The sequence below is a fragment of the Halosegnis rubeus genome (genome assembly GCF_009184545.1).
Taxonomy (GTDB): Archaea; Halobacteriota; Halobacteria; order Halobacteriales; family Haloarculaceae; genus Halosegnis; species Halosegnis rubeus.
Map to the genome: position 1 here is coordinate 43,633 of NZ_QJOW01000006.1, position 19,292 is coordinate 62,924.

Sequence of the window (19,292 nt, forward strand, 5' to 3'; positions counted from 1 at the left end):
GCATCGGCAGCCGATGCGTGTCGGCCGACGGTTACGAGAACCGGATCTACGCTCTTGTGTAGCACATTGTTGATGTCGAGCAGTTTTTCGGTTCTTTGATGAACTGAGTGAGACTAGAACCCGGTCGTTGGAAAATTAGACGGGCAGTTTTTGTTCCGGTTCCTCTCCGGAGAGTTGTATCAACAATCTCTTACGGAAGAGCGATTTTCGTTTTTTTTTTCGTCCGCAAAGTCTTCAACGGCACGCGGCTATCAGCACCTGTACTTAAGTACACTCTTGGCGGTCGTTATCGCTCAATAGATTCGAATTGCCCCCAGATTTCCTCGCCGATTCCCTTTCTTATCGACTCAATCTCATCAGGTGACCACTCAACGGCCCATGCGTCATCGAGCGTCGTGAACATGAGTGAAACCCGGACGCTACGGCCAGTCTCCTGTTGGTTCAACGCAATCGCATAGGCCTTCATCTGATTCTCGTAATACTCCGCGTCAGCTTCCAGTTCCTCAGGTGTGACATCACCTGTCTTGTAGTCGATAATATGGTACGCGTCAGGCGTGATGATCAGGTGGTCTATGAACCCCGATATCTCCCCGCGCTCGAATTCCGCAGTAACATACAATTCGTCGTACTGGTGCTCTACATCGACGTCCGTGGTTTGCTCGTCAACGTAGTCTATCCCGCGCTGGGCATGAGTACTCACGCGGTTCTGGAGTTCGGGTGAGAGTGAGACCGTAGCCCCCTCGTCAACAAGCGTCTGTTCCATAAGATGCGGCCAGTGAGTTTCCGGCGGCCGCAGTTCGCAGAGTCGATGCACCATCTCGCCGAATACGCTCGCGTCGACGCCGTCCGTTTCGATACTCGTTTCCTCTGTTGAGCGGCTGTCCGATTCGGCCTCTCCGGTTGTTGGGTCCTCTTCACCGTGTCGATTCTCCGGACTCGTCTCGCTATCGTCGGTCTCTTCGACGTAGATGGTCCCCGTGTCTTCGTCGAACTGGAGTTCGCCATACTCCCCGTAGAGTGACGCAAGGTCAGTCGCCGAAAACCGAAAGCTGACATCTGGCTTGGGCGGTCGCGGCGACAGTTCAACGTCGGGGTCGATATCGGGATCAGGTTGCACCTGCTTGGCTGGCGGTGTCGGGAGTGACACGGTGTACGTGCCGTCACCGTACGTACGCCGGACGTGGGTATCGGAATCGAGGGCAGTGCACACGTCCTCGGTGAGGAGTTCTGGCTGCACCCAGTCGCGCCAACTCGATGCTGACTCAGGGTCCGGTTCCTCGAGATCCGTCATCGTTGGTTCCTCGGTCTCTCCAGCTGCCTCGTGGAGGCCGCTCAGGAGCAGATGGTCTCGTGCTCGTGTGCAGGCCACGTAGAGTACGCGTTTCTCTTCGGCGCGTTCTTCGGCGCGACGGCGCTCACGAATCGTGTCACGGGCGATCGTATCCACCATCTCGAACGGGTCGTCCGGGCTTGGTGCCTTCATTCCGACTGCGTGCTGGCCACCAATCTGCTCGAACTCGACTTTCCCGCCGCCCAGGGCCGCTTCATCCTTGAACTCGCGACCGATCCCCGGGACGACGACGAACGGGAATTCCATTCCCTTGGCGTCGTGGATCGTTAGAATCTGGGCGCCCTCCCCGGTCGTGTCAGCTTCGCTCTCCCGGCCGCCGAGCTCAATGCGGCGTTCGATCCGACTCACAAGTGTCGTAAGACTCCGAACGCCATCGTCGCTCCATCCGCGAAGCTGTTCGCGGAACTTCTCCACGTTCGCCATCGCCTGCTGTGGACGCTCGTCGGCGCTGACACTCACCAAGTAGCCTGTATCCTCGAGGATCCGCGTTAGATACGCGGCCCACGACCCGTCGAATCCAGCGGGTTCCTCGTCGCCAAGTCCAGCTAAGTGACGCCACTCTTGGAGATACTCGTAGGCATCTTGGAGTTCCTGATGCTCACTCGTCGCGAGTGCGTCCCACAAAGAGTCGTCATGGAGTTTCAACTGGGCGAGCGTGTCGTCGGTGAGGCCGAATAACGGCGACCGAAGCGCTGCGTAGAGTGCGCGTTCGTCACTTGGATCGGCGAGAGCCCGGAAGAGGTTCAACAGCGCGGTGATTTCTGTCGATTCGTAGAAGCCGATCCCGGACGCGACCGAATAGGGGACGTCCGCCTCTTCTAACGCTCGTTCGTACTTTTTGAGGTGGGTGCGGCTGCGGATGAGGATAGCAATATCGCTCGGTTCGATATCCCGTGGCTCCGGTGGTTCATCACTGCCCTCTGTCTCTTCTTGACTATTCAGTCCGCGTTCTGGAGCGGGTTCACTCTCGCTACTATCGTCATCTGTTTCGTCCTCCTCGGGGTAGACCTGAAGTGGTTCAGCCAGTATCTGGGAGAGACGGGCGGCGAGCGCCATCGCCTCCAACTCTGTGTCGTGTTCCGGCTCGGCTGTGGCAAAGTCCGCGTAGTGATCGCAGTGATGTTCTCTGAGGTCGGCATCGGTTGGCACCGTGAGGTACTCCACAGTACCGAGATCCGCTGGATCGTCGCGATCGGCTGTCAGGGATTGGGGGGCCGCTTCGTAGGGCTCACCGTCTTCGTCGAAGATGGCCTCGAAGAGTTCGTTGATCGACTCCAGCACCGTCGGCAGCGTTCGGAAGTTCGTCGAAAGTTGGTCGTCATCATCGCTTTCTGTACCCGTGTTTCGAGCGTCTTGGGACACCTGCTCGAGAGTGGTGGCCGTTTCGCGGAACTGCGTGACGTCGGCGTTTCGGAAGCGATAGATGCTCTGTTTGACGTCGCCCACGACGAACACGTTCTGGGCATCGAACGTTTCCCCGTCGCTGGCCGTCAGGAGCTTGATGAGGTCCCACTGGCGTGGGTCAGTATCCTGGAACTCGTCGACCATCACGTACTCGAACTGCTCCCGTAACTCCTCGCGAATGTCGGCGTTCTCCGGTGCTTGGAGGAAGTCAACGGTGTAGGAAATCTGGTCGGTGAAGTCGACAGCGTTCTGCCGATCTTTCCGTTCCTCGTACTCAGCAGCCGCGATTTGGGTCAGCTCTGCGAGCGCCTGGACGAACGGGAAGCTGTTCGATTCGATCTCCAGATCCACGTTGACGGCGTACTCCTCGGGCTGGAGTGTTTCGACCAGTGTCTCAAACGCGCTGTCGAACTCCGCCTTTCGGGGATGGTCTCCCCACCGCGTGTTGGCCCCCGTATAGCCTGCGTAGCGTTCCCCACTACCCTTGGTGAGGTGCATACTGAGCTCCGCAATCGTCGACTGCTTGGCTCGGGATGAAACACCATCATCGAACCCAGCGTCAAGTCGATCCACGACTCCTTCCGCACGCTGCCAGGTCTGTCCCCCGGTCTCGATATCTGGGGGGTCCTCAACGAACTCGCGCAGGGTAGCCGCAGCCGCGACGAAGTCGGGGTGGGCCAGCCGCTCGGCGGCTTCATCCGGATCGATCGGATGCAGGGCCGACTCAACGAACGAGATGTATTCCTCCTCCGTGGCGTCCGCCCACCGATCAGCCCACTCAAGACTCTCCGGTCGCTCGCCCAGCAGATCGGTCAGGACGTCCTGGAGCTGGCTTCGAGAGAACCGCCGGGCTAGCGTTTGCGTTGCCTCGTGGTTCTCGTATTCTTCGAGGACGCTACCAACCGTATCGTGGATCAGTGCGGTCGTCTCGTTTTCGTCTAGCGTATCGAAGCCAGGATCCACGGCGTCAATCGTCAGCGCGTGTTCGCGCAGCAGCCGAGCACAGAACCCATGGAGCGTGTGGATGTACCCTTGCTCGAGTTCATCCGCAACCGTACGCCAGGCATCGAACTCCCCGACATCGAGTGACTCAATGCGATCTGTGATTTCCGTTCGGACGCTCTCCTCGAGATCGTTTGCTGCCCGTTCGGTGAACGTCGTCGTAAGGATGTGCTCAGGTAGCAGCTGGGCCTCACCAGTCCCGCCGTCGGTTTGTTCCGCGAGCGACTGTTCGATCATCTCCAGGTATCGGGCGGTCAGCGTGGTGGTCTTGCCCGTTCCTGCCCCGGCTGTGAGGGTTACATTCCGGTCAAGGGCATCGACAGCCCGTTGCTGTTCATCGGTCAGGTCCTCGTAGGAGACCATCGTTACTCCACCCCTACGACGTCTTCGAGATCGTGATTCCTGGCTTTCAGCGGCACGTACGCTGACGCACCCGTGTCGTCGATTGCTTCGATAACTTCCTTCCGCTGGTGCGAGCGGACGTCACAGACGTGTGCGTAGTCACAGTATCGACATCCGGCGTCCGATGGATCGAGGACTGTCGGATGGAATCGACCCTCTTCGATTCCTGAGGCGAGTTCTCCAAGGCGTTGTGGGGTTGTCTCCTCGATGAACCGTCGGAACGCCTCGTGTGTCTCGAAGTATGGGTAGGAGTGACGGAGTAGCGGCGTATCGACGTCGTCGCTCCCATGGTAGACTGCCATCTCCTGTGAGGTGAGGAGTCCGCTGCGAGAATTGACTGAACTCGGAGGCGAGACCTGGTAGTACGCGCCACCGACTACTTCGACATCGTCGAGTGCCTCTTCGGCCATCAACGCGTACAGCTGCAGTTGGAATTTCAGCCCGCTCAGCGCCTCACTTTCGCTGGGGATTGAGCTTCCAGTTTTGTAATCCCGAACGACAACCTGTGTTGGGTCTGTTCCAGGGACCGTCTCGACGCGGTCGATGAGTCCATGAATGGGGACCGAGCCGTGTGGTGTCTCGATCTCTGCGGGGTCGTCGCTGAGTGGTGTGCCTGCGTCGTAGGGATTACCGACCCGGCCTTCGAACCACGTTGGTCGGGCGGTCGTCTTTGCGGGTTCGTCCGCCTCGTGGTCGAGGAACCGATAGAATAGCCCTCGCGCAACAGGACGACTGTCCTGTGTCTTATGAGGACCATAGTACGGATTGGTGTCCGGAGTTCCGAGTCCCGCGAGTACGGAGGTCAACCATTCTTCTTGGAACGATGTCTGGGCGCGGTCGTCGAATGCTTCGTCAAGCCGCTCAAGGGCAATGTCGAGGAGCTGTTGTTGCCGCGTTTCGAAGTCGCCACCTGGGTGAACTGGATCGCTTCCCCCCGACTGTAACGACAGGTAGTAGTGTTCGAGCACGTCGTGGATGTACGAACCCCGGTCGCTCGCGTCGGGTTCCCGCGTTAAGCGATCTGGTGCTTCGATACCGAGGACGCGGCGCATGTAGTACTTGAACCCACAAGCAGCATATGTCTCCAACCGACTCGGACTGTACGGCTCGCGGTCGAGCGTATCGTGAATCTGGGAGACGGTCTCTTCTGTGAGCTGGCCATCGTAGGGCGTCAGTTCGGGACCGGCTCGTGCCGCGGCACAAACAATACCAGCCTGAACACGGGCCTGTTGGGTGGTGCTAAACGAACCGGCTTCGACTGCTTCAGTGAGTAGGTCGTGGACTCGTTCTTCGGATGTCTCGGGAAGCACGTCGCCGACTGCCCGCTGCACGTCTTCTTGACATCCTGGCTCGCTGTCAGCTGGCTCGATAGTCACCTCCGAGAGATCGACAAGCCGCCGAAGTTCGGTCAGGATATCTGCTTCGACGTGTGGTTCACCACTAGCACTCTGCTGGGGGATGGAGAGATGAATTGATGCTGTACTCCCGAGGAGTACGCTCAAGTGATACCGTGCCTCTGTAGAGACATCTGTCTGCTCGAAGTCTGGATGTGACTCGTAGATGGGTCGTGTGAAAGCGGTTCGCTCCGGATCTGAGGGGAACTGTGTCGTCGTCAGCCCGAGAACGTATACCTGTTCGAACTCCCGAAGGGTAGCTTCGGCGAGACTACAGACAACGACGCTCTCCTCGGATGGCCGTGTGCTCTGCTGGATCGAGACGCCATGGAGCGCGCGCTCAAGCCGCTCAACGCTGTCACCGATTTCGGGGTCCGCCAACGGTGTTGTAAGGGCGAGGGTCTCAAGGATCCGGTCGAGACGGTCACGAGCACGCAGTTCACGGTCCCGAAGTGGAGATGAGAGTTTTTGTTCACCTTCTAGTGCCGCTGAGACGCCGAGACGCTCAAGGAGGGCGTCAAGTTGGCCGGGGAGTTCCTCTAGTGACACCTCTGATAGAGCGGCTGCATCCCGAGTCAGGGAAGTGACCGTTGCCGCGAGACTGCCGTCAACGTGTTCGAGAGTCGATTCAAGCCGATTTGTCTCTGCCCTAGCTGCTACCCGAGCGAGTTCGTGGTAATCGAGGTTCTCTCCCGTTCGCGTAATGGTGACTAGTGGGTTCGTGAGAAGATCGAGGAGCGTGTCGATGCTACGAGGTTCCTGTGCGAGTTGGCAGACTGCCTGGACGACATCGCCTAGGGCTGTTTCGGAAAGGGGAATCTCGGTTTGTAGATTGAACGGGAGTTCGTACATTTCGAAAGCTTCCCGTACCTGGTCAGCGTATTGCACCGGATTCGTGAGGACGACGCCGATAGCGTCGGCCGACGTTCCTGTCGCGATTCGACTCCGGATATCTCGAGCGACAGTTCGGATCTCGTCGGGGACTGTTTCCGGTTCGGTGAGCGTCAGATCCAGCGCTGCCGCGTTGATATCGCTGGTTGCCGGCGACTGGCGGGGATGCCGATAGAGACTGCGAGTGATGCGCCGTCGCGCTTCGAGAGTTGACGAGACAGGCTCATCGTGGTGCTGTCGAACGAAGTCCAGGTCGGAATACGTCTCTAGCGCTCGTTTGGCGCCTGTATCAACACCCGGGGCCGAGTCCTCGTCGATCTGCTTGGGGAGGAGAGCGATCGCCGGCCAGGTGTCAACGAGTCGTTCGAGGAAGTCTACTTCTAGAGCGTCGAATCGCGTGAACCCACTGAGAACAACGGCCTCGACTGAGGGGAATACGTTTGTGAGCGAGGTTTCTGCTGTCGTGGCGTGGTGCATTCGCTCGGTACGGTATGTTTCCGGGAGTTCATCAGCAAGGAGTGTCTGTCGGGCAGATTCGATCTCTTCCGCCAGTTCGGCGACGTAGCCCGCGCGGTCGCCCACACCCTCCTGTTCGAGACGCTGCCGCATTGCGTCCGGTGAGAGCAGTCCAGCGAACTCTAGTTCGGTGAAAAGGGTCTCGGCTTCCTGGACGAGCCCTGCTCGGGGGAACTGGTCGCCGGTGTTGAGTGGATTCGTAGACGATGAGATCTCTTCGACCCCAAGCTCGACGAGTCGGAAGAGGAGCGGTCGGTCAACGTGAGTTACCCGGCCCTTGTACTGATCCTGTTCATAGCACTGTGAAGCAAGATTGTCCAACGTGTCGACACGGAGCCCAGCAGAGGGGCCAAACTCCATCCAGCGATCTTTCGTTGCGTCCTCTGGGTGTTCCGGCTGACTAATGTAGAGAATACTTTCAGGCTGTGTTCCCACACTCTCACTAAGAATATCGAATGCCTGTGATTCAAGCTCAGGTAAATCAGGTCCAGTAAGTAACAGCCGGCGAGACATACTCCATCCGTTACCCGAGCGAGGCATTAATGTTCGGGAGTAACTGGAGAAGAAACGGTGTTTAAATACATTTACAGCTGACAACTTTATGTTCTCGATATCTTCAGCCGTCTTTTCGATCGGTCATTAGGACCCCGTGGTCGACGAACTTAGGCTGATGACGGGTTCATAGAGACAGAATTGTACGATCAACAGACACCATGGTCGATTCGGGCGGCGCAGTTCGATAGTGAATTACACCACTGGCGAAATCGATATCCACGGTAGATCGGCGGCATTCCGAATCGAACTCAGTACCACTTGGACTGAGTACTCCCCGACCGGACACCCGATGGATGTCTGGACGGTCGAGAAGCGAACGGACGACGTCGTCCTGGAGGAGATCCTCTCCCGCGCTCGGTTCGTCACTCGAGAGTTCGATCTGATCCGTATTGGCAGTCGGCCGACGTACACCGAGGGTGAGCTGGTGGTACCCCTGGACAAGACTCGACTCTAAGGACGCCAAGAACTCGGGCTCAAGAAAGTCAAGCCGCTTCGCTGAATCGATCGAGCCGATGCCAACCAGCTTGCCGCTGGTCGCCGCAGCGCTCTCTGGGGTCGGAGCTCGGACTGCCAAGACGTCGAAGCCCGAGTCGAACGTTGCAACAGTCGTGTGACGGTCTCCCTCAGAGACAGATAACTGCGACTGCGCGCCACCATCGGGGACGCTGAAGACGAGATAGGTCCGTTCGAACAGCTCATCGACGGCACGGAGTTGGACGCCATATGACGATCCGTCCACGAGATCGTCGAACATCGGAGCCGAAACCTGCTCCAGTCCAGATAGCCGGAAGTAGTGGGTGGTCTGCGGAGCGGCATAGCGAACTTGGTCGGCAAGGCGCTCGTGTTCGACTGGGGAGAGTTCCGCGATTAGCCGGTCGCGTTCCCACGAGCCGTCCGCGTCGATGTCGGTCGCCTGCAGCGCCGCCGGCAAAAGCCCCCGCGTGTCGACGGCCCGGAGGACCGCCTTCGCGGATGCATCCATCGTGGTCGGGTCGACAGGGAGCTCCACGGAGTAACTCTCCACAAGGACGGGCAAACCAGTTTCGTCTTCTTCGGACGCTGCCATGCCGTGGGGTGCGGTCCCGGCGTGATTTGGCTCTTTATATACCCGCAGACATGCGAGTCGACGACATTCAAGATCGCCGGAGGCTGGTATTTTATTTGTCCGGGTAAGGAATTGCTCTATAGATCACTCGATGTCAGGACAGTTACCAGAAGGAGAAGAGGAGCGCGGGCGCCCGGGCTTGCCTATCGAGGAGGGGTTCCCAATCGAGCGGATCAACGAGATCGCGGAGAAAGAGAGTCGAGCCAAGCAGCACTATCGACCGGTGTACACCATGCACAAGTGGTGGGCGCGACGGCCGGGCTGTCTCTTCCGAGCGATCTCGCTGTACTCGCTACTTGACGACACCACCGACCTGTCGGACGTGTCGGTGTATGAGCCCGGCGAGAACCAGACGCTCGGCGCTAACGGCCTCAGCAAGGAGGACCTCATCTCGGCGATCGGGGAGACGAGTATCGAAAACCCCGAGCCGCTCTGGGACTTCTACCCCAAGGACGTCCGTATTGAGGACAAGAAGGTTCTAGACCCGTTCATGGGCGGCGGCACTTCCCTCGTCGAAGCTTCCCGCTTTGGCGCGGAGACAGTCGGCTACGATCTGAACCCGGTGGCGTGGTTCGTCACGAAGAAGGAGCTCGAAGCCGGCCAAACCGATCCGGAGAAGCTTCAGGCTGCCTTCGAGCAGGTCAAAGACGACGTCGCCGACGAGATCACGCAGTACTACCGCACCCCCTGTCCCAACGCGGATCACGAGCACGGCGACGGTCACGATGCGGACGTGATGTACAACTTCTGGGTGAAGGAGCTCGACTGCGTCTCCTGCGGGTATACGGTCCCACTTTTCAAAGACTACCGCGTCGCCGCCGGGCGTTACGAGAACGACGGTAAAGACAACGTCCTGTGCCCTAACTGCGACTCGGTCACACTCGTTGACGACTGGCAGAGTGAGAGTTCCTGTACCGAATGTTCGTACGAATGGACACCGAAGACCGGGAACGTGACCCGTGGCGGGTATTATAATTGCCCCGAGTGTGGACAGAAAGAATCAATCATTGAAGCAATCGACCAGCTTGGGACACCCGAACTTCGCCTGTACGCGATTGAATATTACTGCGAGGACTGCGACGAAAGCGGTGAGGAAAAGGCGGCGTACAAAGGCTACAAAAAGGCAGAGTCTCCGGATAAGAACATATACGAAGAGGCGAAACAGACGTGGGCTACTCGAACCGATTTAAAAGAATATGTCCCGCAAGAGGATATTCCTGAAGGAGCGATAACGGCCTCTTCGTCTATCAGCGGTAATGACGTGTTCGAATACGATTATGCGCAGTGGAGCAATATGTTCTCTGAAAGGCAGCTCTTGTGCTTCGCTCTACTCCAGCGCTCTATCGACAAAATCAGCGATCAAAATCTGAAAGAGTATCTAATTCTCGCTCTGTCAGAGTCGCTGCGCTATACGAATCTCATGGTGTCGTACAACACGTCATATAACAAGATCGGGGATCTGTTCCGCACGAACTCTTTTGCTCCTCCCACATATCCGATTGAAAACAATGTGTGGGGAACGAAGTGGGGAAGTGGGACGTTCACCGCGATGTTCGATATGATTCTGAAGGGCGTGGAGTACGCGAACGCACCGACTGACCGGTATGTCACTGACGGTGAAACGATAGAAACCCCCGAATTCGCCCAACCAATCGGCCAGAACTCCAAGGTCCACCAGGGCGACATGCGGACGATCGAGGACGAGGACGAGTACGATCTGGTCCTCACGGACCCGCCGTACTACGACAACATCATCTACTCGGAGGTCTCGGATTACTTCTACGTCTGGCAAAAGATTCTGCTCGAAGACGAGTATCCCGGTTTTGATCAGGACAAGACGCCGCGTGCGGAGTCAATCGTCACGAATCCCTATCTCGATAAGACTGCAGAGGACTTCGAGCACGAGATGGGACAGGCCCTGGAGGTCATTAACCGCGCGCTGAAGGACGACGGGACGCTGGCGTTCACATATCACCATAGCGACGAGGAGTCTTGGGGCGAACTGCTCGAATCGCTCTGTAACACCGGGTTCGAGGTGACTGCGACATATCCCATCAACTCGGATTTGAACAAGTTCATCGGCGGCGAGGCGGTCTCCTTCGACATCGTCATCGTTGCCCGACCGACCGAGGAGCGAACGCCCATCGCCTGGCGAGACCTCCGCATCAAGACCCTGAACAAGCTCGATAAGATCCAGGCGGGGCTGGAGGAACACCGCGACCTCACGGAGGGTGACATCGGCGTGATCGAGATGGGCGCCTGCTTCGCGGAGTACTCCAAACACCACGGGGAAGTCCGCCGTGGTGGCGACATCATGACCGCTAAAGAAGCCGTCCAGGAGATCTACGGCATCATCCAGAACAATGCGCTCGGTGAGCAGGACCTCTTCCTGGACCTTCGTAGGGCCCACAAGCCGGGATACAACGACCTAAATAAGCTGCTGCGTCGCAGCGACGCCTCCGAGGAGGAGCTCCGGGAGAAGAAGCTCTTCCGGATGGACGGCGACACCTTCGTCCTCGGCGACTGGAATGACGAGCAGCGCCAAGCCTACGTCCAGAACGCCGTTGAAGGTGACGGTGAACCCAGCACCCTGGACAAAGCCCACTATCTGCGGTATCGCTACGAACAGGGTAAGTCCCCTGCAGAGTACCTCGAACGCTGGGACCGCAACGAACTCGCGGAGCTATGCGAGAGCCTCGCCGCCGCGAGCGACGACGAGACCTACCTCAAAATGGTCGGGCTCGACCTCTCGCTGGAGCACTATACCGAAGACTAGCCCCGACCAGTCCCGCTCCGTTCTAAAAACCCTCCTCGCTCGCGGGTTTCCCCGACTGGGAGTTCCTCTTCGCCATAGAAATTCACTTGCGTAGACCGAGAATTGCCTGTCTCAGAGAGTTAATTACATTACTATGTCTATTATACTGCTTTAATAATTTTTGAATAGCCGTAATCCCGACAATTTTGTATTTACTTCTGAGTTTGTATCCAAAGTTTTAATATTAGCTCGCTGGTCGTGTTGGGTGATATGAGTACTGAAGGAACTCCCAACACAGTCAGCGACTACGTCACGCTGAGCCAGGAACTCCGCGAGGGTAGTGGTACAATCAAGGGGCAGATTCGCCTCTACGACGTCGAGAGCGATGAAAAGACGCTCGAATCCGACGCCACGCGGTTCTTCCAGCGCACGCTCCTCACTCAGGGGCTAGAGGACTCGTTCAAGCGTCTGCGGGGCACACTCAACGGTGAGGATACTGACCGTATCCACGAGATGTACGGTCCCTACGGGACCGGGAAATCCCACCAGATGGTGGCGCTCTATCACGCCTTCGCCAACCCGGAGGCCGTCGGCGACTGGGCCGAAGGACGCATCGACGGGCTGGCCGAGGCACTACCCGACTCGGCCACCCCCATTGTCGTCTCGCTGCAGAAGAGCCAGTCGGACTACCTGTGGGAACCGTTCTTCGACGCGCTGGACTACGACCCCGACGAGGACGAGTTCGACGACGGTGGCTACCCTCCCATCGACATGATTCAGGACGCCATCGGCGACCGCACGGTCGCGTTCCTGGTCGACGAGCTGGAGGACTGGTTCGGGTCGCTTCAAGGGCGCCGTAAGCGCGCGAATAAAGGGTTTCTCCAGGCGCTCCTAGAGACGACGTCCCGTCCGGGGACGGAACTGTTCGCCATTGTCTCTGTACTCCGGGAAGGGTCAGAGGTCCACGATATCCTCTCGCGGCAAGAGACAGTCCCGGTGAACATGTCCAACCAGGTTGATATCCGGGACGTGCTCCGCCACCGCCTTGTCGGCGAGATCACCGACGAGGCTGGCGTCAGGACGCTCATTGAGGACTACATCGAGACGTATGCCGATACGGATTACGTTGACCTTCCAGAGGGACTCCGCGAGGACATGGACCAGACGTATCCCTTCCACCCGGAGCTCATCGACGCGCTGAAAACGCGGTACTTCGCGGAAACCGAATCTGGCGCGACTCGAGGGATGCTCTTCCTGTTCGCCAAGCTCCTGAAGGACAAACACGAGGAGACGGACCTTCTGACCCACGGGACCGTCGACGCTGTCGAGTACAACGACGAGCTCACCCGTATCAACGTCGAGCACGCCCGTCCGGACCGCTGTTACGACGATATCAACGACCGTCTAGCGGACGCGAACATCGATTATGGCCGGGAGATCCTGAGTACGGTCCTAATCTACTCACTCACGCCCGGACTGGACGAGGGGGCGACGAGGGGAGATATCATCCAAGGTACCTATCATCAGGGTGACCGAGTGAACGACGTCATCGTCGACCTCGAGCGCCTGCAGGGGGAGGTCTATCACCTCTGGGAGACTGACGATCGCTACGTCATCCGAGAGGATGAAAACCCCCGGTCGCTCGTCCGGAACGCTGCCAGGGATATCGCTGATGACGACGCCATGGAGCTGCTGGGCGAAAACGTAGAATCCATTTTCGGGGGGAGCACGCACGCTGTGGGCTTTTCGAAAGACCTGGGATCAGTCCCTGACAGCCAGAATATCAAGCTAGTCGTCCGGAACGAACCCTGGGACGCAGACAGCGTCGCGGCAGTCATCAAGAACCAGCCAGCGGGCCGCCAATGGCGTAACTCGCTAGTGTTCATCCAGCCGAACAACGACAAGAAGATCTCCCCGAGCGACCAGCAGGACAAGTTCCTCGGCAAGGCAAAGGAAGTCCTCGGTGCCGAAATCCGCAAGGGCGACCCGAACCTCAGTGAGGAGATCCGAGAGGAGATCGATGACCTTCACGATGAATACAAAGAGGAGCTTCGATCGCGGCTGACAAGCGCCTACGGCGAGGTGATCGACGGGAACGACCTCCTGAATGAGTTCGGCTACGCGGCGGCGACGCCGATAGAGAGCATCGTTGCCGAAGAGCCAGTGCTCAAGCACCGGAATATCGAACGGGCGATGGAGGCTGACCCATTCGAAATTGAACAGAGCATCTGGGCGGTCGTGCAGGACCGTTTGGAAAATCGATCTTCGACGACGATTGAGGATCTCTACGAGCAGTTCCTCCAGAGCCCCAGGATGCCAATCCCCGGTGATATCAACGTCGTTGTCAACGCGGTCGAGACCGAGCTGGAAGACGAGCCAGTGCTTGCCCACGACGGAAGTGAATTCAAGCCACAGTTCCGCAACCTGAGTCAGGACACCACACTGGTCCTTGAATCGACAGTGGATCGCTTGGGGGTCGACGAGGTCGAAGAAGAACTGCAACGGCGCTTCAGTGGCGGCACGACCGAGGTTGATGTGGGTGACTTCGAACTCGAGCTGATGCAGGACATCGAGATCTGGATCGATGGCGACCCACATGACGCTGTGATGCGGGCAGTGGGGCGGCTGGCAGCCGAGGACAAGTACGTCCTCGTGTCAGGTACCGAGATTATCGACATGGCTCGCTCGGACGCCACACTTCGTGATGTCTCTAATGTTACCGAGATCGGGACAGAAGAAGTCCGGTCGCGAATCGAAGACGTGCTAGAGGCCTCTGGCGAAGCAGACACCAGCCAGGTGCTGACGGCGATTCGCGGCGATTCCGATGTATACCTACCGAAAGAAGAGACCGAGACCGCGTTCCGTGCTGCGGTGACGGGTCTTCTCTCCGACGGCCACAAGATCAAGGACGACTGGTCGTTCCTCGGCTCACTGGGCGAGCGTGACCCGTTACGCGTCGTGGTCGTCCCTTGGGTCAGCGAGGAAAGTGAAGAACGCATCCTTGACGACGTTCGCGATATGGAGGAAGATCGAGACTTCGATGTGGACGAGATCCAGTCGAACGTCGTCCCTGATGAGTCCGAATATGCGATTCGGCACTTCCTGCTGGCGAACCTCGGGGAGGATAAGCCGGCCTACGTCGTCGGCGCCACGGGGTCAGCCGACTCTGGCGAGTGGTTCCCTGGTGCGGGATTCAAGACGTACGGAACTGGTGGCGAGACCTTCGATTACACCGGTAACAGTGTGTCCGACCTTCGCGATGAATGGCTTGAGAGCGATATCACTGGCTCGGTTAGCTACGGATCGATCTCCTATACCACCACTGACGGTACTGGCGGCCCGGGGATATTCGAGGAGATCGGGTTGAATAAGGTCCACGTTGACCTCCAACTCGAACTGGGCCAGTCACACGACACGGTCACGACGATGTTCGAGGCCTTCCCTGAATCAGCCGCGGATATCGATGTGATGATCGAGTTCGAGTAACCCGACAACTGAAATACAATCACGGTTCCACTCACTCCTATGCCTGATTCACCCAGAGACGACACAGCCCCACCGATCGCCCGCGGGTTCCCTATCGCCCGTGTCAACGATCTAGCCGAGCGTGAGAGTCGTGCAAAGCTCTACTATCGGCCACTCTCAGTCCTTCACAAATGGTGGGCCCGGCGCCTCGGCAGTGTCTTCAGAACTGTCTGTCTGTACTCGCTAGTCGATGACCCGGGGACCGTTTCCGTGTCGAGTCCGGGCAACGATGGTACGTCGACGCTAGCGGACTTCACCGAGGATGCCGACGCTGGTGTCTCAAGCAGTCAGATCGCACAGATGATTGAAAACGTCTCGCTGGAGACGCCAGACGCACTCTGGGAGCTTTACCCACAGGACGTGTCCATCGACGACAAGCGCGTATTGGACCCGTTCATGGGGGCGGGCACGACACTGCTAGAGGCGGTTCGGTTCGGGGCTACCGCCACCGGCGTTGATCTGAATCCGGTGGCCTGGTTCATCACGAAGAAAGCCCTTGAGGCCAGTTCTGCCAGTCCGGACGAACTGCGGACAGCATTCGATGACGTCGAAAAGAGAGTCGCTGACGAGCTCCGTTCGCACTACCGGACCGGCTGTCCGAACGACAATCACGAAGCGGACGTGACATACGGTTTCTGGGTTCGTGAACTAGACTGTGTTTCCTGTGGGTATACTGTCCCGCTCTTCAAGGACTATCGAGTCGCTTCGGGCCGCTATGACGACAGCGACCGTGACAACGTGCTCTGTCCGGATTGTGGATCGGTTTTCCTGACGAGCGACTATCGAGAAACCGCTGTCTGCCCTGACTGTAGCTGCGAGTTCACACCGGCAGATGGCCCCGTCTCCCGTGGTGGTAACTACGGCTGCCCAGAGTGCGGCCAAAAATACGCAATCGTCGATGCGATCGCGGAGGGACAATCCTACCGTGAACGGCTCTATGCCCTCGAATACTACTGTACCGAGTGTGAAGACGCCGGTCACAATCGACCGACGTACAAGGGCTACAAGCCAGCAGCTGACGCCGATCGGGACCGGTACGACGACGCCGCCAAACGGCTGGCAGGGTCGACGGAGCTCTCTGCGTACATCCCTGATGAAGCGATTCCCAAAGGGGCTGTCACACAGGCTTCCTCGATTAGCGGGAACGACGTGTTCCAGCACGGCTTCGAAACCTGGGCGGACATGTTCAACTCCCGGCAACAGTACGGCCTAGCGACACTTCTCCAGGCCATCGACGAGGTTGACAACGATGACGCCCGAGAGTTCCTCCTACTGGCGTTCAGCAACACACTGCAGTTCCAGAATAACTTTGCCCGCTTCAATACCTCCGGCGCGAAGGTAGAGAGCATCTTCGGGCAGAACTCATTCTTCCCGCCTGTCGAATACGTCGAGAACAACCCCTGGGGGACACGGGCTGGCCGTGGGACCTTCACCAACACGTGGGAGCACGTCCTCGACGCCGTCGAGTGGGCGCATGAACCTGTCGAGCGATATCTCGACGACGGCGAAATGCAGCGAACCGAGCCGTTTGATACCCCCGTCGGCGGGGACACCAAAATCCTCCAGGGGGATATACGGGAGGTTGACATTGATGGGGAGTTCGATGCAGTCATCACTGACCTTCCGTTCTACGACAACGTCGTCTACTCGGAACTCAGCGATTTCTTCTACGTTTGGCAGCGCCAGCTGCTAGCCGACGAATACGACTCGTTTGATCCCTCCCGAACTCCACATCAGCAGAGTATCGTTGCCAACCCAGCGATAGGGGCAGACGACAATAAATTCGAAGAGGGCTTGAGCGAGGCCTTCGAGCGGCTCAACAGTCTACTTGCCGATGACGGTACGCTCGTCTTCACCTATCGCCACGAAGGCCCGCATAGTTGGGCTGGGTTACTTAAGGGGCTATGCGGGGCCGGCTTCGATGTGACGGCCACGTATCCGATTTCGGCCGGGCTCTCCGAATTCACCGCTGGCGAGGAGCTCAACTTTGGCGTCGTCGTCGTCGCACGCCCGGCTGAAGAGCGAGAGGCAATCAGTTGGAACGCGCTGCGCCGGCGCCTGTTCCAAGAGACGAAACGCGTCCAGGAGCAGTTAGAGGCTGCAAAGACGCTCTCAGCTGGGGACGAGAGCGTCGTCCAGATGGGTGCCTGCTTCGAAAAGTACTCCACGCACTTTGGACAGGTCCACAATCGGGGAGAGCTTATGGATACTGAAGCGATCGTCAATGAGATTCTGGACCTTGTCACCGGCACTGTCGATGTCACCGACGTCTATCTCACGCTGCTCTCGATGGATGAGCCAACCAAGGAGGATCTGGTCCGACTCTGCCGAGGGACGACTATTGACCCCGACGACCTCCGAGAACGAGAAATGATCCTTGACGACGATGGATTCGAGATCGCCGGTTGGACCACTGATGCACGCCAGACCTACATCGAAGAGTGCCCCGCCGAAGCGCGGAGTGACCTCGACACTCTTCAACGTCTTCGAGCGTTCGCTGCTGAGGATACCCCCATCCAGCTGAACGACGCTCGGTCGTCTATTGACGTAACGAGCTCGCTGCTTGACCTCGCCGACCGGCTCGCGACGGAAACGAACGACGACACCTACCGGGAGCTCTTGAACTGAGTCGACGAGGTTTGTTGTTTTCACCCTTTGGGTTTTGTTGGGAAATGAGCGAAGAAGGGGATCACATCATAACCTCCGCGACCATTCCCGAATCAGGGCGTAACCGTTTGCTCACGGCCGCCACTGATGATCAGCGACGTTCGTCACGACAACCTCTGTGGTGGAGGCTGTCCCGGCAGGGAAACAGGTCGTCTCACCCGGTCGCCAGTAACGGGCGTCGTGTGACTGCACCTCTGTGACCACTGACGGCATCGTGACATATGGGGAACATTCACGAGGAGTAGTAGATTGGGTCACCCTAGGGAACCCGTTAGGGAGACCAGTGGGCTACGGGGAGATACTTGGGGGTCAGTAGTCCTGTGAGTGTACCCAAGCAAATCTATCGATTCTCCTGTAGAAAATTGCCCGCGGTGAATGAGAAAGGGACTAAAGGGCAAAACTTTGGGTACGGCGTAAGACAGACACAATAATGAGTCGAGACGCGTTCTTGATTCCGGTAACTTCCCCGGAGTTTGAGCGAACAGTAACTTCACCAGTCAATCTCACTGAACTACCGATACACACATCAGATCTTGATGGAGTGGATACGCCGGAAAATGTGCGGATATGGGGAGTGAAGAACAGCAACCTGAACAAGAAATTCTACGACAAAATGACCGAGGGAGATTATTTACTCTTCTATCACGACGATCACTATCGATACTTTGGACAAGCGGGGTACAAATTCGAGAGCAATGTAATCAGTCGAGAATATTGGGGAGATATTTCAGCGGATATGCTCTATAGTGTCATGAATTTCAAAAATATAGACGTGTCCCGTGAGGCACTAAACGAGGTCTGTGATTACAAAGCTAACTACCAGCCACAATCTATCCGCCGGATGAGTAACAAGGCATATCGGAGTATCAGAAGCGAGTACGATTCCATTGAAGAATTTGTCTCGAAACAGAGCGAAAAGTCGGAATCGTAACGACGACCAGATTAGTAGTCCCCAATAGTTTGGTCGCTACCGAGGATACGCCGGTAGACGCCGTCGTCACTCGCCTCGGCTAACTCGTTCTGCCGGTCCACAGGTAGAGGCGAACTGCCTCGTCCGGAGCGATGTGTTCGAGCGTGAATTCGGGCATTGGTGAAATCTCCGAAAGCCCTAAAGGGGTCGCACGCCGCGCGATAAGTCGGTCGTAGTCGAACCTCGTAGGAATGATGTAGGTCTACAGACGCTATACTACCGAGGCCGGTTACATATCTCCTGATAAAACCTACCGCTTACAACTATTTAATTATGGGATTTTAATGAATTATCGGTGGGAACAAGGCTCAATGGTGCCACCAAAATATATCCGCTGTCACCCTGATAGTCTCGACTTAATGAGGGATCTCGACGCGATCGGCGGTATGTACAATATCGTGAGGCCAGACCGGAAGACTGCAGACCACCAAGTTCCGGTAGATAAGTTCATCAAGATGCTTCATGAACACGAGGTTCCTGAGGAGCTCTGTGTTGTCGGGCTAGAGTCCGTCCTCGCAGACGATGAGGAGACTCGCCGTGAAGTAGTTGATACCATGCGAAGCGAGAGCGATTATCTAAACGGCCTCTCGCCACTCCCCAAGGTCCAGTTCGCTGTCGAGGGAAACTTCCAGAGTGTCGGGGAGTCGTTCGAACTTGAACATGATGGGGAGTTCTATCAACTTGAGACCGTTTTTGGATCGAGACTCAAACGTCGGAGCGACGGCTGGCTCGTCTCACCCTACCGGGTGTGACAT

The 19,292-nt window shown here is 57.5% G+C and carries 8 protein-coding genes; 5 read left to right on the forward strand and 3 right to left on the reverse strand.

Translation table 11 applies throughout. The features are described 5' to 3' along the window. Positions 1 to 286: 286 nt before the first annotated feature. From DMP03_RS12300 to DMP03_RS12310, 3 genes are all read right to left on the reverse strand, one after another. Positions 287 to 4,120 (reverse strand): UvrD-helicase domain-containing protein, encoded by a 3,834-nt coding sequence (locus tag DMP03_RS12300; RefSeq protein WP_152120847.1) that lies wholly within the window; start codon positions 4,118 to 4,120, stop codon positions 287 to 289. A 2-nt stretch (positions 4,121 to 4,122) separates the two neighbouring features. Next, positions 4,123 to 7,473, reverse strand: a complete 3,351-nt coding sequence (locus DMP03_RS12305) for a PD-(D/E)XK nuclease family protein (RefSeq protein ID WP_172967151.1) — start codon at positions 7,471 to 7,473, stop codon at positions 4,123 to 4,125. Between the two features lie 166 nt (positions 7,474 to 7,639). After that, positions 7,640 to 8,581, reverse strand: a complete 942-nt coding sequence (locus DMP03_RS12310) for a hypothetical protein (RefSeq protein ID WP_152120849.1) — start codon at positions 8,579 to 8,581, stop codon at positions 7,640 to 7,642. 130 nt (positions 8,582 to 8,711) lie between these two features. Between DMP03_RS12310 and DMP03_RS12315 the strand changes: the two genes are divergently transcribed. The 5 genes from DMP03_RS12315 to DMP03_RS12335 all read left to right on the forward strand — a co-directional run bounded on the left by DMP03_RS12315 (position 8,712) and on the right by DMP03_RS12335 (position 19,289). Further along, positions 8,712 to 11,396 (forward strand): DUF1156 domain-containing protein, encoded by a 2,685-nt coding sequence (locus tag DMP03_RS12315; protein ID WP_152120850.1) that lies wholly within the window; start codon positions 8,712 to 8,714, stop codon positions 11,394 to 11,396. Positions 11,397 to 11,645: 249 nt separating this feature from the next. Further along, positions 11,646 to 14,861: a DUF499 domain-containing protein gene (locus DMP03_RS12320; RefSeq protein ID WP_152120851.1), complete on the forward strand. Its 3,216-nt coding sequence runs from the start codon at positions 11,646 to 11,648 to the stop codon at positions 14,859 to 14,861. A 39-nt stretch (positions 14,862 to 14,900) separates the two neighbouring features. Then, positions 14,901 to 17,528, forward strand: coding sequence for a DUF1156 domain-containing protein (locus DMP03_RS12325; protein WP_152120852.1), 2,628 nt, complete (start codon positions 14,901 to 14,903; stop codon positions 17,526 to 17,528). Positions 17,529 to 17,997: 469 nt separating this feature from the next. Next, positions 17,998 to 18,498 carry a hypothetical protein gene (locus DMP03_RS12330; protein WP_152120853.1) on the forward strand — a complete coding sequence of 167 codons (501 nt, stop codon included), beginning with the start codon at positions 17,998 to 18,000 and terminating at the stop codon, positions 18,496 to 18,498. A gap of 398 nt (positions 18,499 to 18,896) precedes the next feature. Then, positions 18,897 to 19,289 (forward strand): hypothetical protein, encoded by a 393-nt coding sequence (locus DMP03_RS12335; protein WP_152120854.1) that lies wholly within the window; start codon positions 18,897 to 18,899, stop codon positions 19,287 to 19,289. The last annotated feature ends 3 nt before the right edge of the window (positions 19,290 to 19,292 follow it).

Bases quoted from the DNA above. Each gene is read 5' to 3' on its own strand.
- DMP03_RS12300 (WP_152120847.1), bottom strand. From the start codon at position 4,120: ATGGTCTCCTACGAGGACCTGACCGATGAACAGCAACGGGCTGTCGAT.
- DMP03_RS12305 (WP_172967151.1), bottom strand. From the start codon at position 7,473: ATGTCTCGCCGGCTGTTACTTACTGGACCTGATTTACCTGAGCTTGAA.
- DMP03_RS12310 (WP_152120849.1), bottom strand. From the start codon at position 8,581: ATGGCAGCGTCCGAAGAAGACGAAACTGGTTTGCCCGTCCTTGTGGAG.
- DMP03_RS12315 (WP_152120850.1), top strand. From the start codon at position 8,712: ATGTCAGGACAGTTACCAGAAGGAGAAGAGGAGCGCGGGCGCCCGGGC.
- DMP03_RS12320 (WP_152120851.1), top strand. From the start codon at position 11,646: ATGAGTACTGAAGGAACTCCCAACACAGTCAGCGACTACGTCACGCTG.
- DMP03_RS12325 (WP_152120852.1), top strand. From the start codon at position 14,901: ATGCCTGATTCACCCAGAGACGACACAGCCCCACCGATCGCCCGCGGG.
- DMP03_RS12330 (WP_152120853.1), top strand. From the start codon at position 17,998: ATGAGTCGAGACGCGTTCTTGATTCCGGTAACTTCCCCGGAGTTTGAG.
- DMP03_RS12335 (WP_152120854.1), top strand. From the start codon at position 18,897: ATGAGGGATCTCGACGCGATCGGCGGTATGTACAATATCGTGAGGCCA.